Source organism: Micrococcus sp. KRD026, from assembly GCF_017168445.1.
In the GTDB taxonomy this organism is placed as follows: Bacteria; Actinomycetota; Actinomycetes; order Actinomycetales; family Micrococcaceae; genus Micrococcus; species Micrococcus luteus.
On sequence record NZ_JABFBA010000013.1, the window covers coordinates 1 to 24102 of the forward strand.

21 protein-coding genes are annotated in these 24102 nt (G+C 74.4%); 9 read left to right on the plus strand and 12 right to left on the minus strand.

What is annotated here, in order from left to right; genetic code table 11:
- Positions 1-3975 (plus strand): Pls/PosA family non-ribosomal peptide synthetase (locus J1M40_RS04895; protein ID WP_342356885.1); only part of this gene is annotated, 3975 nt, incomplete at its 5' end.
- Positions 3972-5312: a M1 family metallopeptidase gene (locus J1M40_RS04900; protein ID WP_206450514.1), complete on the plus strand. Its 1341-nt coding sequence runs from the start codon at positions 3972-3974 to the stop codon at positions 5310-5312. The genes J1M40_RS04895 and J1M40_RS04900, both read left to right, overlap by 4 nt.
- 18 nt (positions 5313-5330) lie before the next feature.
- On the opposite strand, the gene J1M40_RS04905 is transcribed toward J1M40_RS04900, so the two are convergent.
- From J1M40_RS04905 to pheS, 3 genes are read right to left on the minus strand one after another with little or no spacing between them, the layout of a single operon-like run.
- Positions 5331-5951: a 4'-phosphopantetheinyl transferase superfamily protein gene (locus tag J1M40_RS04905; RefSeq protein WP_206450515.1), complete on the minus strand. Its 621-nt coding sequence runs from the start codon at positions 5949-5951 to the stop codon at positions 5331-5333.
- Positions 5952-5953: 2 nt separating this feature from the next.
- Positions 5954-8533, minus strand: a complete 2580-nt coding sequence (gene pheT / locus J1M40_RS04910) for a phenylalanine--tRNA ligase subunit beta (RefSeq protein ID WP_206450516.1) — start codon at positions 8531-8533, stop codon at positions 5954-5956.
- A gap of 3 nt (positions 8534-8536) precedes the next feature.
- Positions 8537-9619 carry a phenylalanine--tRNA ligase subunit alpha gene (pheS, locus tag J1M40_RS04915; RefSeq protein WP_012750956.1) on the minus strand — a complete coding sequence of 361 codons (1083 nt, stop codon included), beginning with the start codon at positions 9617-9619 and terminating at the stop codon, positions 8537-8539.
- A 189-nt stretch (positions 9620-9808) separates the two neighbouring features.
- Here pheS and J1M40_RS04920 point away from each other — a divergent pair, with 189 nt between their 5' ends.
- Positions 9809-10816, plus strand: a complete 1008-nt coding sequence (locus J1M40_RS04920; RefSeq protein ID WP_206450517.1) for an IS481 family transposase — start codon at positions 9809-9811, stop codon at positions 10814-10816.
- On the opposite strand, the gene J1M40_RS04925 is transcribed toward J1M40_RS04920, so the two are convergent.
- Entirely contained in the window at positions 10813-11808 is a 996-nt protein-coding gene (locus J1M40_RS04925; RefSeq protein ID WP_206450552.1) for an IS481 family transposase, read from the minus strand. The two genes, J1M40_RS04920 and J1M40_RS04925, sit on opposite strands and share 4 nt — an antisense overlap.
- Positions 11809-11926: 118 nt before the next feature.
- Between J1M40_RS04925 and J1M40_RS04930 the strand changes: the two genes are divergently transcribed.
- Together J1M40_RS04930 and J1M40_RS04935 are read left to right on the plus strand one after the other, a co-directional pair.
- Complete coding sequence (locus J1M40_RS04930; RefSeq protein WP_206450518.1) at positions 11927-12334, plus strand: CHY zinc finger protein; 408 nt, start codon at positions 11927-11929, stop codon at positions 12332-12334.
- Complete coding sequence (locus tag J1M40_RS04935; RefSeq protein WP_206450519.1) at positions 12331-12780, plus strand: hypothetical protein; 450 nt, start codon at positions 12331-12333, stop codon at positions 12778-12780. Before J1M40_RS04930 ends, J1M40_RS04935 begins: the two co-directional genes overlap by 4 nt.
- 43 nt (positions 12781-12823) lie before the next feature.
- Here J1M40_RS04935 and J1M40_RS04940 read toward each other — a convergent pair whose 3' ends face one another.
- Positions 12824-13486: a pyroglutamyl-peptidase I gene (locus J1M40_RS04940; RefSeq protein WP_241252088.1), complete on the minus strand. Its 663-nt coding sequence runs from the start codon at positions 13484-13486 to the stop codon at positions 12824-12826.
- 92 nt (positions 13487-13578) lie between these two features.
- Between J1M40_RS04940 and J1M40_RS04945 the strand changes: the two genes are divergently transcribed.
- The gene (locus J1M40_RS04945; RefSeq protein ID WP_206450521.1) at positions 13579-14652 is read left to right on the plus strand and encodes an Rv2578c family radical SAM protein; all 1074 of its coding nucleotides are present in this window, start codon (positions 13579-13581) and stop codon (positions 14650-14652) included.
- A gap of 34 nt (positions 14653-14686) precedes the next feature.
- On the opposite strand, the gene J1M40_RS04950 is transcribed toward J1M40_RS04945, so the two are convergent.
- Positions 14687-15199, minus strand: coding sequence for an NUDIX domain-containing protein (locus J1M40_RS04950; protein WP_144879532.1), 513 nt, complete (start codon positions 15197-15199; stop codon positions 14687-14689).
- 56 nt (positions 15200-15255) lie between these two features.
- On the opposite strand from J1M40_RS04950, the gene J1M40_RS04955 reads away from it, so the two are divergent.
- Together J1M40_RS04955 and J1M40_RS04960 are read left to right on the plus strand one after the other, a co-directional pair.
- Positions 15256-16578: an MFS transporter gene (locus J1M40_RS04955; protein WP_206450522.1), complete on the plus strand. Its 1323-nt coding sequence runs from the start codon at positions 15256-15258 to the stop codon at positions 16576-16578.
- Positions 16579-16720: 142 nt separating this feature from the next.
- Positions 16721-16993: a GlsB/YeaQ/YmgE family stress response membrane protein gene (locus J1M40_RS04960; protein ID WP_206450523.1), complete on the plus strand. Its 273-nt coding sequence runs from the start codon at positions 16721-16723 to the stop codon at positions 16991-16993.
- A 112-nt stretch (positions 16994-17105) separates the two neighbouring features.
- On the opposite strand, the gene J1M40_RS04965 is transcribed toward J1M40_RS04960, so the two are convergent.
- From J1M40_RS04965 to rpmI, 3 genes are all read right to left on the minus strand, one after another.
- The gene (locus tag J1M40_RS04965; protein ID WP_095346932.1) at positions 17106-18002 is read right to left on the minus strand and encodes an RNA methyltransferase; all 897 of its coding nucleotides are present in this window, start codon (positions 18000-18002) and stop codon (positions 17106-17108) included.
- Between the two features lie 136 nt (positions 18003-18138).
- Positions 18139-18525, minus strand: coding sequence for a 50S ribosomal protein L20 (rplT, locus tag J1M40_RS04970; RefSeq protein WP_206450524.1), 387 nt, complete (start codon positions 18523-18525; stop codon positions 18139-18141).
- Between the two features lie 89 nt (positions 18526-18614).
- Positions 18615-18809, minus strand: coding sequence for a 50S ribosomal protein L35 (rpmI, locus tag J1M40_RS04975; protein ID WP_002853699.1), 195 nt, complete (start codon positions 18807-18809; stop codon positions 18615-18617).
- A 266-nt stretch (positions 18810-19075) separates the two neighbouring features.
- Between rpmI and J1M40_RS04980 the strand changes: the two genes are divergently transcribed.
- Positions 19076-19441: an Rv3235 family protein gene (locus J1M40_RS04980; protein WP_241247926.1), complete on the plus strand. Its 366-nt coding sequence runs from the start codon at positions 19076-19078 to the stop codon at positions 19439-19441.
- An 87-nt stretch (positions 19442-19528) separates the two neighbouring features.
- Here the strand turns inward: J1M40_RS04980 and secA are convergent, their stop codons facing one another.
- The 3 genes from secA to J1M40_RS04995 form a co-directional block, all read right to left on the minus strand.
- Positions 19529-22264: a preprotein translocase subunit SecA gene (gene secA, locus J1M40_RS04985; protein WP_069942064.1), complete on the minus strand. Its 2736-nt coding sequence runs from the start codon at positions 22262-22264 to the stop codon at positions 19529-19531.
- Positions 22265-22438: 174 nt separating this feature from the next.
- Complete coding sequence (gene raiA, locus J1M40_RS04990) at positions 22439-23116, minus strand: ribosome-associated translation inhibitor RaiA (protein ID WP_060973936.1); 678 nt, start codon at positions 23114-23116, stop codon at positions 22439-22441.
- A gap of 149 nt (positions 23117-23265) precedes the next feature.
- Complete coding sequence (locus J1M40_RS04995) at positions 23266-24063, minus strand: ComF family protein (protein ID WP_073117108.1); 798 nt, start codon at positions 24061-24063, stop codon at positions 23266-23268.
- Positions 24064-24102: the final 39 nt, after the last annotated feature.

Genomic DNA, 24102 nt, shown 5'->3' on the forward strand with positions numbered 1-24102 from the left:
TCCGTCCCCCTCGACCCCGCGGGCGCGCCGCATCGGCCGCAGCTGCCCGGCTCCGAGCGCACCCCGCCCGCCCGGACGCTCGTGGAGCTCTTCGACGCCACGGCGCGCGAGCACCCGGACGCGACCGCCCTGGACGACGGCGTCGAGCCGCTGACGTACGCGGAGCTGCGGGAGCGCGTCGACGAGACCGCCCGCCACCTGTGGGCCGCCGGCGTGCGGGCGGGAGACCGGGTCGGCGTGCGGATCGCCTCGGGCACGGCCGCGCTGTACGTCTCGATCCTCGGCGTGCTCGCCGCCGGCGCGGCCTACGTCCCCGTGGACGCGGACGATCCGGAGGAGCGCGCCCGCCTCGTGTTCGGCGAGGCGAAGGTGGCCGGCGTCCTCACCGACGAGCGGGTCTACGCCCCGCACCCCGAGCACACCGCGGACCCGGCCGCGGAGGCCCGCGCCCCCGGGCTCGAGGACGACGCGTGGATCATCTTCACCTCTGGCTCGACGGGCACCCCCAAGGGCGTGGCGGTGAGCCACCGCTCGGCCGCGGCCTTCGTGGACGCCGAGGCGCGGATCTTCCTGGCGGACGATCCGCTCGCCCCGGGCGACCGCGTGCTGGCGGGACTGTCCGTCGCGTTCGACGCCTCGTGCGAGGAGATGTGGCTCGCCTGGCGTCACGGTGCGTGCCTGGTCCCGGCCCCCCGCTCGCTCGTGCGCTCCGGCATGGACCTCGGCCCGTGGCTCGCCGAGCGGCGCATCACCGCCGTGTCCACCGTGCCGACCCTCGCCGCGATGTGGCCCACCGAGGCCATGGACAACGTCCGGCTGCTGATCTTCGGCGGCGAGGCCTGCCCGCCCGACCTCGCCGCGCGCCTGGCGGAGGACGGCCGCGAGGTCTGGAACACCTACGGCCCCACGGAGGCCACCGTCGTCGCGTGCGCGGCCCCGCTCACCGGTCTCGGCCCGGTCCGCATCGGCCTGCCCCTGGACGGCTGGGACCTGGCCGTCGTCGACCCGCAGACCACGCTGCCCGTGGCCGAGGGCGAGACGGGCGAGCTGATCATCGGCGGCGTCGGCCTGGCCCGCTACCTCGACCCGGCCAAGGACGCCGAGAAGTACGCCCCCATGCCCTCCCTCGGCTGGATGCGCGCCTACCGCTCCGGCGACCTCGTGGTCTTCGAACCGGAGGGCCTGCTGTTCGTCGGCCGCGCCGACGACCAGGTGAAGCTCGGCGGCCGGCGCATCGAGCTCGGCGAGGTGGACGCGGCCCTCCAGGCCCTGCCCGGTGTCCACGGCGGCGCCGCGGCCGTGCAGACCACCCCGGCGGGCCACCAGATCCTCGTCGGCTACCTCGTGCCCGCGGACCCCGAGGCCGGGCTCGACCTGCACATGGCCCGCGAGCACCTCGCGGCGGAGCTGCCGGCCGCCCTCGTGCCCCGGCTGGCCGTCGTGGACTCCCTGCCCACGAAGACCTCCGGCAAGGTGGACCGCCACGCGCTGCCGTGGCCCCTGCCCGGCGCCGAGGTGGACGAGGACGCGCCCCAGCCGGACGAGGACACCGCCGACGGCTGGGTGCTGCGCCAGTGGGCGGACGTGCTCGGCGCGCCCCCCAAGGACGCCGACACCGACTTCTTCGAGGCCGGCGGCGGCTCACTCGCCGCGGCCCAGCTCGTGGCCCGCCTGCGCCTGCGCCACCCGGCCGTGACCGTCCAGGACGTCTACCGCAACCCCACCGCCGGGGCCCTCGTGGCCGCCGTCGTGGGCGAGGACGGCCCCCGCGGCATCGAGGTGCACGACCGGCACGTCGACCGCACCCGCCACCGCACCCAGTGGGTCCAGACCCTCGTGGGGCTGCCCGTGTTCGTCCTGCCCGCCCTGCGCCTGGGCGTGTGGACCGGCCTGGCCCTGAACCTGCTGACGCTCTCCGGGCTCGCGCCCGGGCTGCCCACCGTGCCGTGGTGGGTGCTGATCGTGGCCGGCCTGCTGGTGGTGACCGTGCCCGGCCGCATGCTGCTCACCGCCGCGACGGCCCGGCTGCTGCTGCGCGGCGTGAGCCCCGGGTCCTACCCGCGCGGCGGCCGCGTCCACCTGCGCCTGTGGCTCGCCCAGCAGATCAGCGACCTCGTGGACCCCTACTCGCTGGCCGGCGCCACGTGGGTGCCCGCCTACGCGCGGCTGCTGGGCAACCGGATCGGCAGGGACGTGGACATGCACACCGTGCCACCGGTCACCGGCATGCTCACGGTCGAGGAGGGCGCCGCGATCGAGCCCGAGGTGGACCTGTCCGGCTACTGGGTCGACGGCGACGTCGTCCGGCTCGGCGAGGTGCGCATCGGCGCGGACGCCGTCGTGGGCGCCCGCTCCACGCTCCTGCCGGGCGCCCGGGTCGGCGCCGGGGCGCACGTCGAGGCCGGGTCCACCGTCGCCGGGCGGGTGCGCGGCGGCCAGCGCCACGCCGGCTCCCCCGCCGTCAAGGTGGGCAAGGTGAAGTCCCGCGGCCCCGCCGAGGCGCCGCGGGAGACCCCGGGCTGGCGCCTGATGGCGACCGTCCTCTCGACCCTCATCTCCCTCCTGCCGCTCGTCTCCGCCGCCGCGGCGGCCGCGGTGGCCGCGTGGTCGCTGACCTGGTGGCCGCCGGCCCCGGAGGCGGGACCGCTGGCCGCCGTCGGGACCACCGCGGCGCGCCTGCTGGCCGCGAGCCCCCTGGTGGCCGGCGTGTGGTTCCTGATCCAGATGCTGCTCGTGCTCGTCACGGTGCGCCTGCTCGCGCTCGGCATCACGGAGGGGCACCACCCCGTGCGCTCCCGGGTCGGCTGGCAGGTGTGGGCCACCGAGCGCGTCCTCGACGCCGCCCGCGACCAGCTCTTCCCGATCTACGCCTCCCGCTTCACGCCGACGTGGCTGCGCCTGCTGGGCGCCGAGGTGGGCCGCGGCGTCGAGGCCTCCACCGTGGTGCTCGTGCCGTGCATGACCCGCGTGGGCGACGGCGCGTTCCTCGCCGACGACACGATGGTCTCCTCCTACTCCCTCGACGGCGGGTGGATGCACGTGGCCCCCGCGAAGGTCGGCAAGCGCTCGTTCGTGGGCAACTCCGGCATGGTGCCCGGCGGCCGTACCCTGCGCCGCGACTCGCTCGTGGCGGTGCTGTCCACCACCCCGGCCAAGACCAAGGCGGGCACGTCCTGGATGGGCTCCCCGCCCGTGCGCCTGCGCCGCAACGAGGTCACCGCGGACGTCTCCCTCACCTACGATCCGCCGGCCCGGCTCAAGGCCGCCCGCACCGCCTGGGAGCTGCTGCGCGCGATCCCGGTGTGGCTGCACGTGGCCCTGTCCATCGCCGTCGGCGCGACGCTGGCCGCCCTCATCGCGGTCGGCACGTGGGTGCTGGCCTTCGTCCTGGGCGGCGTCGTCCTGCTCGCGGCCGGCGCGGTCGCGGCGGGCCTGACCGTGCTCGCCAAGCGGGTCTTCGTCGGCCGGATCCGTGCGGGCGAGCACCCGCTGTGGTCCTCGTTCATCTGGCGCAACGAGGTCGCGGACACCTTCACCGAGTTCCTCGCCGCCCCGTGGTTCAGCCGGGCCGCGGCCGGCACCCCCGCCCTGGTCTGGTTCCTGCGCGCGATGGGCGCCCGCATCGGTCACGGCGCCTGGGTCGAGTCCTACTGGCTGCCCGAGGCCGACCTCGTGGAGCTCGGCGACGGCGCCACCGTGAACCGCGGCTGCGTCGTCCAGACCCACCTGTTCCACGACCGCGTGATGTCCCTGGACGCCGTCGTCCTGGAGGACGGCGCCACCCTCGGCCCCCACTCCGTGGTGCTGCCCGCCGCTCGCCTGGGCCGCGGCACCACCGTCGGCGCCGGGTCCCTCGTGATGCGCGGCGAGGAGCTGCCCGCCGGCACGTGGTGGCTCGGCAACCCGGTCTCCCCGTGGCGTCGTCCCGACGGCGAGCCCGCCGCCGCGGCCACCCCCTCCCGAGAGGAAGCATGAGCACCGATCCCTACGTCCCGGGCGTCGGCACCGACGCCGCCACCATCGAGCACATCGCGCTGGACCTCGACGTGCGCCTGGCCGCGAACCGGGTCTCCGGCACCGCCGTCCTGCGCGTGCGCCTGACGAAGCAGAGCCGCCGCATCGAGCTGGACCTGCACCGGCTGCGCGTGTCCCGGGTGGACGCCGTCATCGACGGCCGCGCCATCGCCTCCTCGTTCACCCAGCCGGGCCGCGCCCCGAGCCGCCTCGTCGTGGACCTGGGCGAGAGCCGGCCGGAGGGCACGCTCGTGGAGCTCACCGTGGTCTACGCGGGCACGCCCACGCTGCGGCGCAGCCCATGGGGCACCATCGGCTGGGAGGAGCTCACGGACGGCGTGCTCGTGGCCGGGCAGCCCCACGGGGCCTCCACGTGGCTGCCGTGCGTGGACTCCCCCACCTCGCGCTCGACGGCGGAGATCACCCTCACCTGCGATGCGGGCTACCTGCCCGTCGCCAACGGCGTGGGCGCACCCGTGCGCACGCGCGGTTCGCGGGTCACGTGGCGGTGGCGGCTCGACCAGCCCGTGCCCGCCTACCTGCTCAGCGTGCAGATCGGCCGCTACCGGCTCGTGGACGCCGCCCCTCCCGCCGAGGGCCTGCCGCCGCTGCGTCTCGTGGTCTCCCCGCGGACCGAGCAGCGGGCCCGCCTGGCCCTCGCCCCCCAGCCGGCCATGATGGCCACGTTCATCGATGCCTACGGGGCGTACCCGTTCGAGGACTACACCGCGGTCGTGGCCGACGAGGAGCTCGAGATCCCGCTCGAGGCCGCGGGCATGTCCCTGTTCGGCACCAACCACCTGGACGGCTCGTGGGAGTCCGAGCGGCTGATCGCCCATGAGATGTCCCACCAGTGGTTCGGCAACGCCGTGACCCTGGGCCGCTGGTCCGACCTGTGGCTGCACGAGGGCTTCGCCTGCTGGTCCGAGTGGCTGTGGGCCGAGGCCTCGGGGCGGTCCAGCATCACCTCGATGGCGCGGCGGGCCTGGCAGAAGCTGGCCGCGCACCCGGTGGAGCAGGCGCTGGCCGAGCCCGGGCCGGAGGAGATGTTCGAGGACTGGGTGTACAAGCGCGGCGCGCTCACCGTGGAGGCGCTGCGGCACCTGCTCGGCGCGGACCTCTTCGGCTCCATGCTGCGCGCCTGGGTGCGGGAGCACCGGTTCGGCACCGTCGACTCCCTGGGTCTGCGCACGCACGTGCACGCATGGGCCCCGCACGCCGGGGTGAGCCGGGCGCAGGTGGACGAGCTCTTCGACGCGTGGACGCTGCGGCCCGCCCTGCCGCCGTTCCCGGGCTGAGGCGGCCGCGCGGTCGACTCAGCGGCCCCGCCGCGCCAGCGCCCCGACGAGACCGCCCGGCAGCCGGTCGGTCAGGTCCACCAGCACGACGTCGGCCGGCACGGTCAGCGCGTCGACGGCGGCGGGGTCGCCCGTGAAGCCGGTGCCGGCGGCCTTCACGAGCGCCTCCTTGCGCGTCCACAGCCGGGCCCGCGCGGCGGGCCTCTCGGGGCCGGGAAGCTCCCGCATTCGGGCGCGCTCCGCCGTCGAGAAGCCCACCCCGCCCAGGCCGTCCTCGTCCGCGAAGGCCGCGGCGTCCGCCCGCTCGACGTCCACCCCGAGGCCGAGCCCGTCGGCGGGCCGTGCCGGCGCCCACCACGCCCCGATCCGCGCCCGATCCTCGGCGCCGGGCATCCGGACGTGCGTGAACGAGACGAGCGCGACCCGGCCGGGAGGCAGGCCGGTCAGCGCGGGGACGCCGTGCGCGGCCGAGCCGCAGCCCGCGCAGGCGTGCCGGAGCCCGAGCGGCCCCACCGGCACGCCCCAGGCCGCCGTCAGGGCGGTGCGCACCTGACCGAGCAGCGCGGAGACGGCGTCGGCCGCCCCCGCCGAGGCGGGGACGGCCGACGTCAGGCCCCACGGGCCGGTCGCGGCGGACACGGTCAGCGCTGGACCGCCCCGTGCCGCTGCGCCGCGAGCGCGGTGGCCGCGGCGCGGGCCTCGGAGGCCTCCTCCGCGGTGAGCGTGCGGTCGGGGGCGCGGAACCGCAGGGAGAACGCGAGGGACTTCCGCCCCTCCGGCACGCCCGCGCCCCGGTAGACGTCGAACAGCTCGACGGCCTCGAGCAGCTCCCCGGCGCCCTCGGCGAGGGTCGCGCGCACGTCCCCGGCCACGACGGCCTCGTCCACCACGAGCGCCACGTCCTGCGTGCTCACGGGGAACGTGGACAGCGGCGCGGCGACCACGGTCTCGGGCGCCGCGGCGCACAGCGCGTCCAGGTCCAGCTCCCACACGCTCATGCGGGCGGGCAGATCCTCGGCCTCGAGCCACTGCGGGTGCAGCTCGCCGGCCACGCCCACCACCCGGTCCCCGTGCTCGGTCACGACGACGAGCTCGGCCACCCGGCCCGGGTGGAACGCGTGGTGCCGGCCCTGCCGGACGGTCAGCTCGACGCCGAGGACGTCGGCCACGTCGAGGGCCCCGGCGACCGCGTCCTGCCAGTCCACCGGGCGGGGGGCGTGGTCCGGCCCGGGCGCCGAGTCGTGCCCGGCGTACAGACCGGCCACGTGCCACGGCTGGGCGGGGATGCCGGCCTCGAGGTCGGCGAGGACCTCGGGGGAGGGATGGACCGCGCGCGGGGGGATCGTCGCCGAGCCCAGCTGCGCGCCGGGCAGGAAGACCAGCCCCATCTCGTACAGCGCCAGATCGCGGAAGCCGCGGCCGAGGTTGCGGCGCGCGGTCTCGACCAGGCCCGGCAGCAGCGACAGGCGCAGGTGCCGGTACTGGGAGGCGATCGGATTGGCCAGGGCCACCATCGCCAGGGCCTGGCCCTGCTCGTCCGAGTCCGCCCCGAAACGCCGGTTCTGCTCCTCGGAGACGAACGGGTAGGCGAGCACCTCGGTGAGACCCGCGGCCGCGAGCGCGGCCGACACGCGGCGACGCTGGGCCTGGCGGCGGGTGAAGCCGCGGCCCGGCGGGGCCACGGGCACCACCGAGGGGATCGCGTCGTAGCCGCGCAGGCGCGCGACCTCCTCGGCGAGGTCCTCGGGGATGCGCAGGTCCGTGCGCCACGACGGGGCGGTCACGGTCAGCCGTGGGGCGGCGTCGTCGGCGGCCTCGGCGACGGTCACCTCGGCACCCAGGGCCCGCAGCGTCTCCACGACCTCGTCGGTCGTGTACGCCACGCCCACCAGGGCGGAGGGGAAGTCGGCGGCCATCTCGACGACGGCCGGCTGCGGCCGCGTCCCGACGTCGGTGACCCCGGGCTCGGCGGTGCCGCCGGCGAGCTCGACGAGCAGCTGCACGGCCCGCTCGGCCGCCTCGTCGGCGACCTCCCAGTCGACGCCGCGCTCGTTGCGCTTCGACGCCTCCGAGGGCAGGCGGTGCCGGCGTCGCGTGCGGGCGATCGACACCGGGTCGAAGTTCGCGGACTCGACCACGATCGTGGTGGTGGCGTCCGTGACCTCGGTGGCGGCCCCGCCCATGACGCCCGCCAGGCCGATGGGGCCGGAGTCGTCCGCGATGAGCAGGTCCTCGGGGTCGAGCTCGCGCTCCTTGCCGTCGAGGGTGGTCAGGGTCTCTCCGGCCCGCGCGCGGCGCACCACGATCTCGCCGGAGAGCGTGTCCGCGTCGTAGAAGTGCAGGGGCTGGCCCAGCTCCCACATCACGTAGTTGGAGATGTCCACCGGCAGGGAGATGGTGCGGATGCCGGCCAGGCGCAGGCGCGCGGCCAGCCACGGCGGGGTCGGACGGGTCGCGTCCACGCCGGAGACCGTGCGGGCGACGAAGCGGGTGGCCCCGGGCTCGCCGTGGATCGGCGCGTCGTCGTCGATCCGGACGGCCGGGCCGGCGTCGTCGGCCGCGGGCGGGTGGACGGCGGCGGCCGGGTCCGTGAAGGGCACGCCGGTGGCGTGCGCGTACTCGCGCGCGACGCCGCGCATCGAGAACGCGTAGCCGCGGTCGGGCGTCACGTTGATCTCGGCGGCCTCGCCGTGCAGGTCCAGGACGTCCCGGGCGTCGGTGCCCGGCTCGGGGTCGAGCCCGAGGTCGCCGAGCACGATGATCCCGTCCGTGCCGTCGTCGCCCATGCCCAGCTCCGTGCTGGAGGCGATCATGCCGGCCGAGACGTGCCCGTAGGTCTTGCGGGGGCTGATGCGGAAGTCGCCGGGCAGCACCGCGCCGGGCAGGGTCACGACGACCTTGTCCCCGACCTCGAAGTTGTGGGCGCCGCACACGATGCCCTGCACGCCGGAGGGCTCGATGCCCTCGCCGGTGAGCGGCTGGGCGGCGCCCTCGGGAACCACCCGCACGGAGCACCAGTTGATGGTCTTGCCGTTCTTCTGCGGCTCGGGCTCCTTGGAGAGCACCTGCCCGACGACGATCGGGCCCTGCAGCTCGGCGGCCGGACGGTGGACGTCCTCCTCCTCGAGGCCGACGCGGACGAGGTCGGCCATCACGTCCTCGGCACGGTGCTCCGCGGGCACGGGGACGAACTCCCGCAGCCAACCCAGGGGGATGCGCATGGATCAGACCTCCATTCCGAAGTGCTGGGAGAAGCGGACGTCGCCCTCGATCATGTCGTGCATGTCCGGGACCTCGTTGCGGAACATGAGCGTGCGCTCCACGCCCATGCCGAACGCGAAGCCGGAGTACTCCTCCGGGTCCAGGCCCGCGGCACGCAGCACGTTCGGGTGCACCATGCCGCAGCCGCCCCACTCGATCCAGCGGGGCCCGCCCTTGGCGCCGGGGTGCCAGATGTCCAGCTCGGCGCTGGGCTCGGTGAACGGGAAGAAGTTCGGGCGCAGGCGGATGGCCGCCTCGGCCCCGAACATCTGGCGGGCGAAGTACTCGAGGGTGCCGCGCAGGTGGGCCATGGTCAGGCCCTTGTCCACGGCCAGGCCCTCGAACTGGTGGAACACCGGGGTGTGCGTGGCGTCCAGCTCGTCCGTGCGGAAGGTGCGGCCCGGGCACAGCACGTAGGTGGGGGCGCCCCGCTCGAGCAGGGAGCGCATCTGCACCGGGGAGGTGTGGGTGCGCAGCAGAAGGTGGGCCTCGGCCGGGGCCACGAAGAAGGTGTCCTGCATCTCGCGGGCCGGATGGTCCGGCGCGAAGTTGAGGGAGTCGAAGTTGAACCACTCGGACTCGAGCTCGGGGCCCTCCGCGATCTCCCAGCCCATGCCGACGAAGATCTCCGAGACGCGGTCCATCGTCAGCGAGAGCGGGTGACGGGCGCCGACGCGGCGGCGACGGACCGCGGTGGTCACATCCACCGTCTCTTCGCGCAGGATCCGTGCGGCCTGCTCCGCCTCGAGCACCTCGGTGCGGGCGGCCAGGGCCTTGCCCAGGCGGCCGCGTGCGGCGCCCATGAGCTTGCCGGCCTCCGCCTTGCGCTCCTTGGGCAGGGCGCCGATCGCCTTGTTCGCGAGAGTCAGGGGGGCCCGGTCGCCGGTGTGGGCCAGGCGGGCGGCCTTGAGCTCATCGAGGTCCGCCGCGGCCTCGTACGCGGCGAGCGCGGCCTGCACGGCGGCCTCCACCGCCTCCGCGTCCACGGGGGAGATCTCCGCCACGGGCGCGGTGGGCTCCGCGCCGGTCTCGGGGCTGGGTGTCATCAGGGCAACGACCTTCGCATGGGGGACGGTGGGACGCCCGTCAGTCTAGTGTCCGCCCCGGGCGCGCTCGGCCTAGGTGTTGTGGGTCATGAGGTTCTTGACATGGGTACCGGGCTGAGATGAGACGAGTGGGCCTCTCCCGCAGGATGGAAGTTCCTACACCACCGACCTGCCCGAAAAGACCCACTCATGACTCACGCTAACGCACCCCTGACCCCCACTGGCCGACTCAGGATGGTCCACCGCCACCTGCACGACGGGATCCCGCAGGCACACGTGGCCGCCGAGTTCCGGGTGAGCCGGCCCACGGTGGCCACCTGGGTCGCCCGCTACCGCGCCCAGGGAGAAGCCGGCCTTCAGGACCTGCCCAGCCGGCCGCACCGTTCACCTGCCCAGCTCGATCCGGTCCTGGTCGCCCAGATCCACGCCCTGCGGCGGGAGCGCAAGTGGTCCGCACGGCGCATCCATCACCACCTCGTCTCCGAGGGCCACCGGGTGTGTCTTCGTACCGTGGGACGGTGGCTGCACCGACTCGGGATCTCCCGCCTACGGGACCTGACCCCGGCCGGAGAAGACCTGCGCCAACGACCCCAGAAGATCACCGCGAGAGGGCCAGGGCACATGGTGCACCTGGATGTGAAGAAGATCGGGAAGATCCCAGACGGGGGCGGCTGGCGCACCCACGGACGTGAAAGTGAAGCAGGCCGTGCTTCCAAGCGTGGTGCAGGCCGGCGGGTCGGGTACACCTATCTGCATTCGGCGATCGACGGGTTCACCCGCCTGGCGTACACCGAGGCGTTGGAGGATGAGCGGACGGTGACCACGATCGGGTTCTTCTGCCGGGCGAGGGCGTTCTTCGCCGCCCACGGCATCCGGATCGACAGGGTGGTCACGGACAACGGGAACAACTACCGGGCTGCGGACTTCACCCGGAAGGTGGTCTCGCTCGGAGGCCGGCATCACCGGATCCGGCCCTACACCCCGCGCCATAACGGGAAGGTCGAGCGGTACAACCGGCTGATGGTCGATGAGGTCCTCTACGCCCGCCCGTACTCCTCAGAGCAGGCTCGGCGTGAGGCCCTGGCGGTGTGGGTGAACCACTACAACTACCATCGGCCTCATACCTCCTGCGGGAACGCCCCGCCGGCCTCACTGGCCCCGGCCCGAGTCAACAACGTCATGCCCTCCTACACCTAGGTGTGATGTCCAGGGAGGTTGTTGAGCCTGGTGGCAGGCGCGGCGCCGATCGCGGAGTGGACGCGATGATGATTGTAGAAGTGCAGCCATCCAGGCAACGCGGCCCTGCGCTCCGTCTCTGAGCTATAGAACCGGGCGTAGGCCCACCCGTCAGCGAGCGTGCGATGGAACCGCTCAATCTTCCCGTTCGTCTGCGGCCGGTAGGGCCGAGTCCGCTTGGGCTTGATCCCGAGCTCGGTGCAGGCATCACGCCAGGCATGCGAGCGGTAGGCCGAGCCGTTGTCCGAGAGCACCCGCTCCACCTCCACGCCCAGGCGCGCGAAGTGGGCGACCGCGCGGCGCAACACCTCGATGGCCGTCTGGCTGCGTTCATCGGAGTGCATCTCGACATAGGCGAAGCGGGAGTGATCATCGATCACGGTGTGCAGAAAGCCCACCCCGAGCCGGGGCTGGTATCGGGCATCACGGGTTCCTTCGCGGTCCGAGGTCGCCGCGCGGTGCTTCATGCCCTGCTGGCGCCCGACGAATCGGTGTCCGCCCCCGTCGGGGATGCGCCCGAACTTGGTGACGTCGACGTGGATCAGCGACCCGGGGTGGGGGTGCTCGTAGCGGCGGATCGGCTCGCCGGTGACCCGGTCCAGACGGGCGAGGCGGTTGATCCGGCAGCGCACGAGCACGGCATGGACGGTGGAGGCCGGCATCCCGAGTTCTCCAGCGATCTGTGCCGGCCCCAGGCGTCGGCGCCATCGGGCGGCCACGATCTGTTTCACCACCGCCGGCGGTGTTCTGGTCGGCATCGTGGACGGCCGGCTGGACCGGTCTGCCATCCCTGCAGGTCCCTCGGCCCGGAAGCGTGTGGCCCATTTGCGTGCGGTGGGTGGGGAGACCATGAACATCTTGGCCGCGGTGGCGACCGGCCAGTGCTCCTCGACGATGAGCTTGGCCAGGCGTAGGCGGGCGCGAGGGGTCAGGGCGGCGTTAGCGTGGGACATGAAGGCCTTCTGTTCGCGTGAGCGGTTTCTCGACAACTCCACTCTCGCAACAGGAGGCCTTCGCCTGTCAGCTGTTCACGCAACAACGTCCCTGGACATCACACCTAGGCTGAGGCGCATGACCGCCCCGGACTCCCTCGACGGCACCGACCCGCTGCTGCGGGGCGTGGGCCTGGACGCGCAGACCCGCTGCGCCCATTACGCCACGGCGCGGGACGTCGTCGCCCTGCGCTTCGCCTGCTGCCCCGCGTACTGGTCCTGCCACCGCTGCCACGCGGAGCTCGCCGACCACCCGGCCGTACCGGTGCCGGCCGGCGACTTCGACCGGCCGCACGTGCTGTGCGGGGTGTGCCGCACCGAGCTGAGCGTGGCCGCCTACCTCGCCCTCGAGGCCACCGCCGATCCCGCGTGTCCGGCCTGCGGAGCGCCGTTCAACCCGGGCTGCGCCGCCCATGCCCTGCTCTACTTCGACGTCCCCGCGTCCGGGTCCCCCGCCGGTGACGTCGACCCCGCGACACGGCCGTGACCGCCGACCCCTCCCGGCCGTCGCCTCCGGCGCACGTGCGGGCGCGCGGGCTGTGGAACCTGCTGAACCTGGCGACGCCGCTGGGGCTGGTGGGCGCCGTCGCCGCCGGCTGCGCGCTGCGGCCCGGGCCGCACGGGCTGATCGAGGCCCGCGGCTGGACGCACCGGTTTCCGGGCGGGGCCGCGTTCACGGTCGGCGACGTCGTGTTCACCCGCCCCGGCCTGCGCATGACGCCCGCGCTGTGGCGGCACGAGGCCGGCCATGCGGACCAGTACGCCCTCCTGCTGGGTCTGCCGTTCCTGCCGGCGTACGCGCTCGCGGCGGCGTGGTCGACGTGGCGGACCGGGGACCCGGCGTCGCGCAACGTCTTCGAACGACGCGCGGGCCTGGCCCTGGGCGGCTACGTCGAGCGACCCGTGGTCCGCGGCCTGCGGCCGCGCCGCTGACGGGCACGGGAGGTCGCGCCGACACGGACCCGGGGTCCGGGGGTCAGTGCAGGGTGCCGCCGGGGACGTCGAGGTCGGGGCCGCCGACCAGCGCCGCCAGGGCGGCCTCGGCCACCGCGCGCGCCAGGTCGGCCGCGGGCAGGGCCGGGGTGTCCGGCGTCGGGCGGTGCTCGGTATCCCACGGCACGTGGAGGAAGCCGGCGGCCCGGGCGGTGCCGGGGGCGTCGAGGAGCGCGTACATGACATGGTTGCACACGAATGCGCCCGCGGACAGGGACGGCTCCGCGGCGACGCCGGCCGCCCGGATGGCGGCGACGGCACGCTTGGCGGGCAGGGTGGCGAACAGGGCCGCGGGCCCGTCGGCGCGCACGGGCCGGTCCACGGGCTGGTCCCCCGCGTTGTCAGGGATCCGGGCGTCCTGCAGGTTCACGGCCACCCGCTCGACCCGGACCGCCGCCGTGCCGCCGGCCAGCCCGACGGCGATCGCCACCTCCGGCCGGACCCGGTCGAGGGCCGCGGTCAGGGCCGGCCCGGCCGCGCCGAACGCGCACGGCAGCTCGACCGCCTCGGCCGACACACCCCGGTCCGCCAGGATGCCCACGGCGTCCCGTGCGGCCGCGATCGACGGGTTGTGGACGTCCCCGCCGAAGGGCTCGAAGCCCGTGAGCAGGACGCGGGCGGCCGGGGCGGGTGCACGGGAGGTCATGGCGACCACGGTAGGCGCGTCTGGGCGCCCGCGCCACGCACGGACTCGAACACGCTTGCGGGTCGATTCGAACATGTGTTCTACTTCTGGCCATGCGATGGGAAGCGCAGACCCTGCGGTCCGAGGGCGGAGCCCAGCGGGCGACGGCCGGCACACCGGCCGGCTCCGCCGCCCTGCTGCCGCTCTCGGACCTGCAGCGGAGTGTCACCACCCCGGAGTTCGCGGGGGTCACCTTCCATGAGGTGCTCGCCAAGACCGCACTGAACTCGGTGCCGTCTGCCTCGGCCATGCCGTTCCGCTGGACCGTGAACCCGTACCGCGGCTGCACCCACGCCTGCCGGTACTGCTACGCCCGCAGCACCCACACCTTCCTCGAGCTCGACGCCGGGGCCGACTTCGACCGGCAGATCGTCGTGAAGGTCAACGTCGCCGAGGTGCTGCGCGCCGAACTCGCCCGCCCCACGTGGGGCCGCGAGGCGGTGGCGTTGGGGACGAACACGGACCCGTATCAGCGGGCCGAGGGCCGCTACGCGCTGATGCCCGGGATCATCCGGGCCCTGGCCGATTCCGGCACCCCGTTCTCCGTGCTGACCAAGGGGACCCTGCTCGCGCGGGATGTGCCCCTGCTGCAGGCGGCCTCGCGCCAGGTGCCGGTGCAGGTCTCGCTGTCCCTGGCGATGCTCGACCCCGCCATCGCCGCCGCGGTCGAGCCGGGCACGCCGTCGCCGACCGCACGCCTGCGCCTGATCGAGCGGCTCGCCGCCGCGGGTGCGGACGTCACCGTCATGGCCATGCCTCTGCTGCCGTGGCTCACGGACGGGGACCGCGAGATCGACGCCCTCATGCGCGCGCTGGCGGACGCCGGGGCGGCGCGCGTCATGCCGGGCGCCCTTCACCTGCGGCCGGGCGCGAAGGAGTGGTACCTGGACTGGATCCGCCGCGAGCACCCGGATCTGCTGGCCGGCTACGAGCAGATGTACGCCCGGTCCGCCTACGCGCCCGAGTCGTACCGCCGCATGCTCACCCGGGTGGCCAGGGAGGCCGCCGCACGGCACGGCCTGGCACGCGGCGGCGCGCACGGCATCCGGCGCGAGGACGGTCCCCCGGCCCGGCGCACCCCGGCACCCCGGCCCTCCGCTCCGGCGGCGCAGCCCGCGTTGTTCTGACCCGTCCGCGGGGCACGGCCGACCCCGCGTCGGCTCAGCGCCCCGCCGAGAACGCCGTGGCGGCGCCGCGGAGCACCTCGGCCACGATCGGCCGGTCCGCCGGGATCCAGTCCAGGTGCCGCACGCCCGGCCCGGCGAGCGGCAGCCACGCCAGCAGGTCGTGGTCCTGCAGGGCTCGGGGCCTCGCCCCCTCCTCCGCCAGGACGCCCCAGAACACCCGCATCCGGGCGCCGTTGGCCAGCTCCCACCCGGCCGGCTCCGGCGCCGCCACCTCGGGGCCGAGCCGCACGGCGACCCCGAGCTCCTCCCGACACTCCCGCAGCAGCGCCTCCTGGGCACCCTCCCCCAGCTCGACCTTGCCCCCGGGGAACTCCCAGAGTCCCCGCAGCGTGGCGGGCGCGCTGCGGCGGGCCGCCAGCAGGCGGGTCGGCGCGGCCGCATCGTCGAGCAGCGCGAGCCCCACGACCAGCCGCGGTCGCGCACCGTCCCGGGGCGACGTCGTCGGGCTGGCGGCGGGCGCGGGGCGAGCGGGTGTGGCGGAGGTCATGAGCCCAGGCTAGCGAGGCCCGCGCCCCCGCAGACCGGAGTCCGTAGGCTGGGCGAGTGCCCACGCCCACTCCCGCCGCCGACGGCGCCCACGACCGTTCCCCCCGCGCCCCGCGTCCGACGCGCCCGGACCCGTCCGTCCCGCCGACCGAGCCGATGGGCCCGGGCGCGCTGCTGGGCGGCCGGCGCGTGCGTCTGCTGCCGGCCATCCTCGCGCTGGCCCTGGGCAGCTTCGCGATCGGCACCACGGAGTTCGCGATGATGGGCCTGCTGCCGCAGGCGGTGGCCGACCTCGGCATCGGTCTCGAGGCCGGCGGCGTGCTCATCTCCATGTACGCGCTGGGCGTCGTGATCGGCGCTCCCCTGCTGGCCGCGTCCTTCGCCCGCGTCGACCGGCGGGTCACGAGCATCGTGCTGATGCTGCTGTTCGTCGTGGGGCACGTGGCCGCCTTCCTCGCCCCGGACATGGGGAGCATGATGGCGGCCCGGTTCGTGTCGGGCCTGCCCCACGGCGCCTACTTCTCCGCGGCCGCCCTGGCCGCGGCGGACCTCGCCGGGCCCGCCCGCCGCGGCCAGGCCGTGGCGTGGGTGATGGCCGGGCTGTCCGTGGCCAACGTGCTGGGCGTGCCGGGCGCGACAGCGCTCGGGCAGGCCGCCGGCTGGCGCTGGATGTTCGTCATCGTGGCGGTCTGCGCGGCCCTGTGCGTCGGGGCGACCGCGTGGCTCGTCCCGTCCGTGCCGGCCCCCGCGGGCGCCTCGGTCGGCCGCGAGCTGCGCGGTCTGGCCTCCGGCCGCCTGTGGGCGACGGTGGCCGTGGGCGTGATCGGCTTCGCCGGCATGTTCGCGCTCTACACGTACATCGCGCCGCTGCTCACGGAGGTCGCGGGCCTTGAGGAACGGTGGGTCCCCGCCGTGCTGGCCCTCTACGGTGTCGGCATGGTGATCGGCACGCTCGTCAGCGGCGCCCTCACGGACCGCGACCCGGTGGGCACCCTGCGCCTGAGCTTCGGGCTCAGCGCGGTCTCGCTGGCCGCCGTCGCGCTGACGGCCACGTGGGCGCCGGTGATGATCGTGTTCCTCTTCTGCGTGGCCGTCAGCGGCTCCGGGATCGCCCCGTCCCTGCAGGTGCTGCTCGTGGACTCCGCGCCCACCGCACCGCAGCTGGCCGGTTCGCTCAACCACTCCGCGCTGAACATGGCCAACGCGATGGGCGCGTGGGTCGGGGCGGCCGCGATCGGGGCCGGTGCGTCGCTGCGGACCCCGCCGCTGGTCGGTGCGGGCATCGCCCTGGCGGGCCTGGTGCTGGCGTTCCTGCTCGTGCGCCGCGACGTCGCGGCCCCGCCCGGCGTCCGGGCTGACGACGGCGGCTCGCCCCGCTGAATCTCCCACACGAGGCCGGGGCGAACCTCGTCACGTCGGAGAATCTCGAAAAAGTCGGGGCGCCAGAGGTGGCCCCCCGTGAAAATCCCTTGCTACGTTCCTTCTCGTACGTCAGATTCGCAACCCGAAAGGAACCATCATCATGGGCATCATTGGCTGGATCGTGCTTGGTCTCATCGCCGGCGCCATCGCTCGCGCCATCCTCCCCGGACGTCAGGGCGGCGGGTGGCTCGGCGTCCTCCTCACCGGCATCGTCGGCGCTCTTCTCGGCGGCTGGATCGCCTCCCTGCTGTTCGACTTCGACGTGAACGAGAAGTTCTTCGATCTGGGCACCTGGATCTTCGCGATCATCGGCGGCGTTATCGTCGCCGCAGTGTGGCAGGCCATCACCCGCCGCACCGGCACCCGCGCCTGAGCGAGCTGAGCGGCCCGGGTTCCACCCGGGAACACGCAGATGGGGCGGGGATCCACGTGGATCCCCGCCCCATCTGCGTCTCCGGACGGCTGGCGCCGCCTCGTGCGCCCCGTCAGCCGGCGCGCCGTGCCCCCGCCATCGCGGACGAGTACAGGCACACCGTGGCGGCGGTCCCCACGTTCAGGGACTCCGCGGCCCCATACAGCGGCACCGCCACCCGGCGGTCCGCCAGCGCGAGCTCGCCGCCGTCCAGGCCCTGGGCCTCGTTGCCGAACAGCCACGCGGTCGGCGCGGCGACCACGCCGGGGGCGAGGGCGTCGAGCCGATCCGAGCCGTAGCCGTCGGCGGCCCACACCTGCAGGCCTGCGGCCCGGGCGGCGGCCGCGGCCGCCTCTGCGGGGACGGCGGTGACCACGGGCAGGTGGAACAGCGACCCGGCGGTGGACCGGACCACCTTGGGGTTGAACGGGTCGACGGAGCCCGGCGTGAGGACCACCGCGTCCGCCCCGGCCGCGTCCGCGGCTCGGATGACCGTGCCGGCGTTCCCCGGGTCCTGCACGCGGCACAGCACGGCGGCCAGGCGCGCCTCCTCGAGGACCGCTTCGACGGCCTGCGGCTCCGGCATCCGCGCCACGGCGACGATGTCCTGCCCCGTCACGGCGTCGGCCATGGCGGTGAGCACCTCGTCGCTGGCCTGGCGCACCAGGACGCACTCACCACCCGGCGTCGGGCGGTCCCGGACGCGCGCCACGAGCTCGGCCAGCGCGGGGTCCCGGTCCACGAGTCCGACGGACATGTACACCTGGGTCAGCACCCGCCCCGCGCGCCACTGCCCCGCGGCGGCCGCCGGCCCCTCCCCCAGGTGGGCGCGCAGGGCCTCGCGGCAGGCCTGCGGCCCCTCGACGAGGAACGTGCCCGTCCGGCGTCGGGCGGAGCGGCCCGCCAGGGCTGCCACCGCGCGCACGCGCTCGGCGCGGGGATGGGTCATCGGCTCGGCGTGCGGGGTCATGGGGTCTTCCTGGTCGGGGCTCGGCTGCGGGTGCGCAGACGCCGACGGGGCGGGCCTCGGTGGAGGACCCGCCCCGTCGGCGGTGGTGCTCACGCCTGGGGCGTGGTGGTGGGGCTCTCAGGGCCCCGGAGCCGGCTCAGCGGGAGACGGCGGGGGCGTTCACGTCCGCGGGCAGCGCCTCGCGGGCGGTCCTCACCAGCACGGCGAAGGTCGCGGCGTCGGAGACGGCGATCTCGGCCAGCATGCGGCGGTCCACCTCGACGCCGGCCAGCTTGAGGCCCTGCATGAAGCGGTTGTAGGTCATGCCGTTGGCGCGGGCGGCCGCGTTGATGCGAGTGATCCACAGGCGACGGAAGTCACCCTTGCGCTTGTGGCGGTGCTGGTAGTTGTAGGTGAACGAGTGGAGCATCTGCTCCTTCGCCTTGCGGTACAGGCGAGACCGCTGGCCGCGGTAGCCGGAGGCGCGCTCCAGCATGGTCCGACGCTTCTTGTGGGCGTTCACTGCCCGCTTCACACGTGCCACGTGCGTACTCCAATCTGTGTGGTCCCCGGGGCGCGCACTGGCGCGTCACGGCCGAGGAGGAAGGGGTTCCGGCGATGCCGGAGGGGGTGTCAGATGCCGAGCATCCGCTTGATCTGCTTGATGCTGCCCTTGGAGACGAGCTGGTCGCCCTTGAGACGGCGGGTCAGGCGCGAGGACTTGTGCTCCAGGTAGTGGCGGCGGTTCGCCTGCTGGCGCATGATCTTGCCGGAGCCGGTCACGCGGAAGCGCTTCTTGGCACCGCTGTGGGTCTTCATCTTCGGCATGGCTGCCGTTCTCCTTCACTCATCGCTGCCGTGCGCGGCGCGCACGGCAGTGCTGGTCACCCCGGTCCGTCCGGACCGGGCTGGTCTGTGGCGACCCCGGGGGGTCAGGCCCGAGGACCGGGCTTGGGGGCACCGCCGCGGCCCGCACCGCGTCCGCCCGGCGCACCGCCGACACCCTCCTCCACGGGCCCGCCCACAGCCCCGCGGTCCTGCCCCGCGGTGAGGAGATCGCCCGGCGGGCCCGCACCGAACAGGGGCGCGAGGAGCTGCGCCGCGTCCGCTCGCTCGCCGCCGTGATCGCCGTCGCCTGCGTCGAGGTAGAGACGGGCCGCCGTGCCCTGCGGGACCTCTCCGCCTGGCTCTCGCCCGAGGTCCTGGACAAGTTGACCCGTCGCATGGAGCTGCTGGGCGCCGTCGCGCCGACCGGGCCCGGTCGACGGCCCTCCGCGGCCGTCCCGCCCCGGACGCCCGCGTCCGCACCCCGCCCGGTGGGTGCCCGCGTGTGCGAGGTCGCGCCCGGCCGGGTGGAGGCCAGCGCGACGGTGCTGTGGGAGGGCCGGGCCCGGGCCTTCGCGCTCCGACTCGAGCGGCGGCTCAGCCGGTGGAAGGTGACGTCGGTCGAGATCGGCTGAGCCGGATCGCCCCGTCGGACTGACGATCGAGGGCCCGGAGACCTGGAGGTCTGCGGGCCCTCGTGCTGCGTCGTGGCGGGATGCCGGTCAGCCGCGGCGGCCGCGGCGCTCCGCCTGACGGCGAGAGCGGCGGTTCGTGCCCGCCGCGACCGTGGCGCCGGAGTCCGTGCCACTGCGGGTGACCGCGCTCTGCCCGTCCTCGGACGGACCGGTGAAACGCAGCTGCGCCGGCTGCTGCGGGGCGTCGATGCCCTCCACGGAGATCTGCGGTGCCATCGTCACGGCGCGGGCGTCCTTGACGCCGGGCAGAGACGTCGGCGCGGGGGCCGCACTGATCTGCGCCTGGAACAGCGTGCGCACGGCGTCCTCGCGGATGGCGGCGAGCATGTTCTGGAACATCGTGTAGCCCTCGCGCTGGTACTCCACGAGGGGCTCGCGCTGGGCCATCGCGCGCAGCCCGATGCCCTCCTTGAGGTAGTCCATCTCGTAGAGATGCTCCTGCCAGCGACGCCCGATGGTGGCGAGCACCACGCGACGCTCCGCCTCGCGCAGTGCCTCGGATCCCACCTGCGCCTCCCGGTCCTCGTACGCCAGGAGCGCATCGGAGACGAGTTCGCGCTTGAGGACCTCGGCCTTGAGCCGGCCCCGGCCGCCGACCTCGTCGAGGACGTCCTCCTGCGAGATGCCCACGGGGTAGAGCTCTGCCAGGTCCCGCCACAGCTGGTCGAGGTCCCAGTCGGTGGCGTGGCCCTCCTCGGTGGCCGCGTCCACGATGTTCCCGACGGCGTCCTCCACGAAGCGGCGCACCCGGTCCTGCAGGTCCTCCCCCTCGAGGATGGAACGGCGGTCCGTGTAGATGGCCTCGCGCTGGCGGTTCATCACGTCGTCGTACTTGAGCACGTTCTTGCGCTGCTCGGCGTTGCGCCCCTCGACCTGCGCCTGCGCGTTCTGGATCGCCTTCGAGACGAAGCCGAACTCGAGCGCCATGTCGTCCGGGATCGACGGGCTGTTCATGATCCGCTGGGCCACGCCCGGGTTGAAGTTGCGCATGAGCTCGTCCGTGAGGGAGAGGTAGAACCGGGACTCGCCCGGGTCGCCCTGACGGCCGGAACGACCGCGCAGCTGGTTGTCGATGCGGCGCGAGTCGTGCCGCTCGGTGCCCACCACGTACAGGCCACCGGCCTCGATGACCGCACGGTGCGCGTCCTCCACGGCGGCCTCGGCCTGCGCCAGCACCTCGGGCCAGCGGGCCTCGTACGCCTCCGGGTCCTCGGCGGCGTCGAGGCCCAGTTCCTGCATGCGGGCCACCGCCGTGAACTCGGCGTTGCCGCCGAGCATGATGTCGGTGCCGCGGCCGGCCATGTTGGTGGCCACGGTGACGGCGCCCGGGCGGCCCGCCTGCGCCACGATGGCGGCCTCGCGAGCGTGGTTCTTCGCGTTCAGGACCTCGTGGCGGACGCCGCGCTTGGCCAGCAGCGTGGAGAGGTACTCGGACTTCTCCACCGAGGTGGTGCCCACCAGGACCGGCTGGCCCTTCGCGTGCCGCTCGGCGATGTCGTCGACGACGGCGTCGAACTTGACCTTCTCGTTCTTGTACACCACGTCGTTGCGGTCCACGCGCTGTCGCTCCCGGTTCGGCGGGATCACGACGACGCCGAGGCCGTAGGTCGACGTGAACTCGGCGGCCTCCGTCTCGGCGGTGCCCGTCATGCCGGCGAGCTTCTCGTAGCCACGGAAGTAGTTCTGCAGGGTCACCGTGGCCAGCGTCTGGTTCTCGGGCTTGACCTCGACGCCCTCCTTGGCCTCGATGGCCTGGTGGAGCCCCTCGTTGTAGCGGCGTCCCTTGAGCACGCGGCCCGTGTGCTCGTCGACGATCTGCACCTCGCCGTCGAGGACCACGTAGTCCTTGTCCCGCTTGAACAGCTCCTTGGCCTTGACCGCGTTGTTCAGGAACTGGATGAGCGTGGTGTTCTGCGTCTCGTACAGGTTCGTGATGCCGAGGTGGTCCTCGACCTTCTCGATGCCGGGGCCGAGGATGCCGACGGTGCGCTTCTTGTGGTCCACCTCGTAGTCCGTGTCCGCCTCGAGGCGGCGCACCAACCGGGCGAACTCGCCGTACCACCGGTTGGCCTCTCCCTGGGCGGGGCCGGAGATGATCAGCGGGGTGCGGGCCTCGTCGATGAGGATCGAGTCCACCTCGTCGACGATCGCGTAGTGGTGCTCACGCTGCACGAGCTCGTCGAGGGACCAGGCCATGTTGTCCCGGAGGAAGTCGAAGCCGAACTCATTGTTCGTGCCGTAGGTGATGTCCGCGGCGTACTGCTCGCGGCGTACGGCCGGGGTCTGGCCCGCCACGATGACGCCCGTCTGCATGCCGAGGAAGCGGAACACGCGGCCCATGAGGTCGGCCTGGTAGGAGGCGAGGAAGTCGTTGACCGTCACCACGTGCACGCCCCTGCCGGACAGCGCGTTGAGGTAGGCCGGGGCGGTGGCCACGAGGGTCTTGCCCTCGCCGGTCTTCATCTCCGCGATGTTGCCCTGGTGCAGCGCGATGCCGCCGAGCAGCTGGACGTCGTAGTGCCGCTGGCCGAGCGTGCGTCCCGCGGCCTCCCGGACCGCGGCGAACGCCTCCGGCAGGAGCAGGTCCAACGACTCGCCGTCCGCATGCCGGGCCCGGAGCGCATCCGTCTCGGCACGCAGCTCCGCATCGCTGAGTGCCCGGAAGTCGTCCTCGAGGAGGTTCACGGCGTCCACCGTGGCCTGCATGCGCTTGAGGACGCGGTTGTCCGAGATCTTCAGGACGCGGTCGATGATCGAAGGCACTGGTTCTCTGCTCCCTTGCGGTGTGGCCGGGGCGGGACGGGATGCCCCTCGCGCTCGGCCGTGGCGCGGTCTCCGGGACAGTGTACGGGCCGAGTCCGGACGGGCCGCGGCGCCCGTCCCGGAGGGGACGGGCGCCGCGGCGTCAGCAGGTCGTGGTCGACGTCGGCGGGGCGGTCAGTCCTCGCGCGCCTGGTAGGCCCGCTCCCCCTCGGAGGCGGAGACGTGATCCTGCGGGAGGGACTCGTCCAGGCGGATCACGCCGTAGCTCCAGCCCCGGCGGCGGTAGACCACGGAGGGCACGCCGGTCTCGGCGTTCTGGAAGAGGAAGAAGTCATGGCCCACCAGCTCCATCGCGTCCACGGCCTCGTCCACGCTCATGGGGGTCGCGGGGAACGCCTTCTGACGGATGCGCACCGGGGTGCCCACCTCGGGGGCGTCCTGCTCGGCGGCCTCCTCCGCGGCCAGCGCGGCACCCGACGGCGGCAGCGGCGGCACGAATCCGACCTCGCCCGCGCCGCGGGAGGCGCCGAGCTTGCCGTGACGGCGGTCCTTGCGGCGGTCGCGCATGCGCCGCAGGCGCTCGGCCAGTCGGGTGGCGGCCTGGTCGAAGGCGACCAGCTTGTCGTCCGCGTCGGCCTCGGCCCGCACGACGTCCCGCGGGCCACGGACCGTCAGTTCCACGCGGACCGTCTCGTCCGAGTGCTTGTGGTGGGAGGACTTCGTCACGCGGACCTCGAGCGTGTCGGCGCCCTCGGCGAGCGGCTGGAGGCGCTCGGTGCGCTCGACGACGTGGTCGCGGAAGCTCTCCGGGAGCCTGAGGTTGCGGGCGATGTAGCTGACATCCATGGTCATGGCGTCCTCCTGGTCCGACTCTCACGGGTCCGGCCTCGGGAGGGGAGGTGCGCCTCGGTGTCGCGTCCGCAGGGCGGCGGCGGGTCCGAGGGTGCGACCTCCTTCCAACCGTCGGCAGGACGGGAACCGTAGGGGCGATTCCGTGCCGTTCACCCTACCCGGGGGCCTGGCCGGGGGCCAGGCTCGGCGGGGTCCCGCGGCGGGGCCACGGCCGCGAGCACGACGGCCCCGACGGGGTGCCCGCCGGCGCGGCGCACCGCCTCCGCTAGCGCGGCGAGGGTGGCGCCGGTGGTGAGGACGTCGTCCACGAGCAGGACGGGCGCGCCGGCCGGCAGCCGCCCGGCGACGACGCGCCAGTCCCGGGCCCGCCGGCGGCGCTGGCCCGCCCCGGCGCCCGCGTGGGACGGGCCGCCGCCCCGGAGCGTGCTCGCGCGGGGCAGCAGGCGCGCACGGACGGCGTCGGAGACCAGCCACGGCGCCGGCAGCGCCCGGGTGAGCTCGGCGAGCGGGTCGTAGCCACGCCGTCGGAATCCGGCCGCGCCGCCCGGGACCGGGACGAGCAGGGCGTGCGGCGCCCCGGGCAGGTCCGGCTCGAGGCGCGCCGCGGCGACGGCCCGGCACAGGGCCTCGCCCAGCACGCCGCGCAGGTGCAGCGCGTGATGGTCCTTGAACGCGAGCACGGCGGCCGCCAGCGGGTCTGCGTAGCGCCCGGCCGCCATCACCGGCAGGGGAGCGCCGCCGGGGCCCAAGGGTAAGGCCGGGGCGTCCTGCTCCGCCCGGAAGGGCCGGGACAGGACGGCGGTCAGTCCCTCCGCGCAGGCCGGGCAGAGCCGGTGACCCGGCGCGGCGCACACCGCGCACTCGGCGGGCAGGACCAGGTCGGCCAGGGCCCGACCGAGGGTGCCGAACACCGACGGCGGGGACGGGGAGGACGGCGGGGAACGCATGCAACGAGTCCACCGCACGCCGCCGCCGTCCGGGCGCCG

Excerpts from the sequence above, each read along its gene's own strand:
- J1M40_RS04900 (WP_206450514.1), top strand. The coding sequence starts at position 3,972 with ATGAGCACCGATCCCTACGTCCCGGGCGTCGGCACCGACGCCGCCACC.
- pheT (WP_206450516.1), bottom strand. The coding sequence starts at position 8,533 with ATGCGCATCCCCCTGGGTTGGCTGCGGGAGTTCGTCCCCGTGCCCGCG.
- pheS (WP_012750956.1), bottom strand. The coding sequence starts at position 9,619 with ATGACACCCAGCCCCGAGACCGGCGCGGAGCCCACCGCGCCCGTGGCG.
- J1M40_RS04920 (WP_206450517.1), top strand. The coding sequence starts at position 9,809 with ATGACTCACGCTAACGCACCCCTGACCCCCACTGGCCGACTCAGGATG.
- J1M40_RS04925 (WP_206450552.1), bottom strand. The coding sequence starts at position 11,808 with ATGTCCCACGCTAACGCCGCCCTGACCCCTCGCGCCCGCCTACGCCTG.
- J1M40_RS04930 (WP_206450518.1), top strand. The coding sequence starts at position 11,927 with ATGACCGCCCCGGACTCCCTCGACGGCACCGACCCGCTGCTGCGGGGC.
- J1M40_RS04940 (WP_241252088.1), bottom strand. The coding sequence starts at position 13,486 with ATGACCTCCCGTGCACCCGCCCCGGCCGCCCGCGTCCTGCTCACGGGC.
- J1M40_RS04945 (WP_206450521.1), top strand. The coding sequence starts at position 13,579 with ATGCGATGGGAAGCGCAGACCCTGCGGTCCGAGGGCGGAGCCCAGCGG.
- J1M40_RS04950 (WP_144879532.1), bottom strand. The coding sequence starts at position 15,199 with ATGACCTCCGCCACACCCGCTCGCCCCGCGCCCGCCGCCAGCCCGACG.
- J1M40_RS04960 (WP_206450523.1), top strand. The coding sequence starts at position 16,721 with ATGGGCATCATTGGCTGGATCGTGCTTGGTCTCATCGCCGGCGCCATC.
- J1M40_RS04965 (WP_095346932.1), bottom strand. The coding sequence starts at position 18,002 with ATGACCCCGCACGCCGAGCCGATGACCCATCCCCGCGCCGAGCGCGTG.
- rpmI (WP_002853699.1), bottom strand. The coding sequence starts at position 18,809 with ATGCCGAAGATGAAGACCCACAGCGGTGCCAAGAAGCGCTTCCGCGTG.
- raiA (WP_060973936.1), bottom strand. The coding sequence starts at position 23,116 with ATGACCATGGATGTCAGCTACATCGCCCGCAACCTCAGGCTCCCGGAG.
- J1M40_RS04995 (WP_073117108.1), bottom strand. The coding sequence starts at position 24,063 with ATGCGTTCCCCGCCGTCCTCCCCGTCCCCGCCGTCGGTGTTCGGCACC.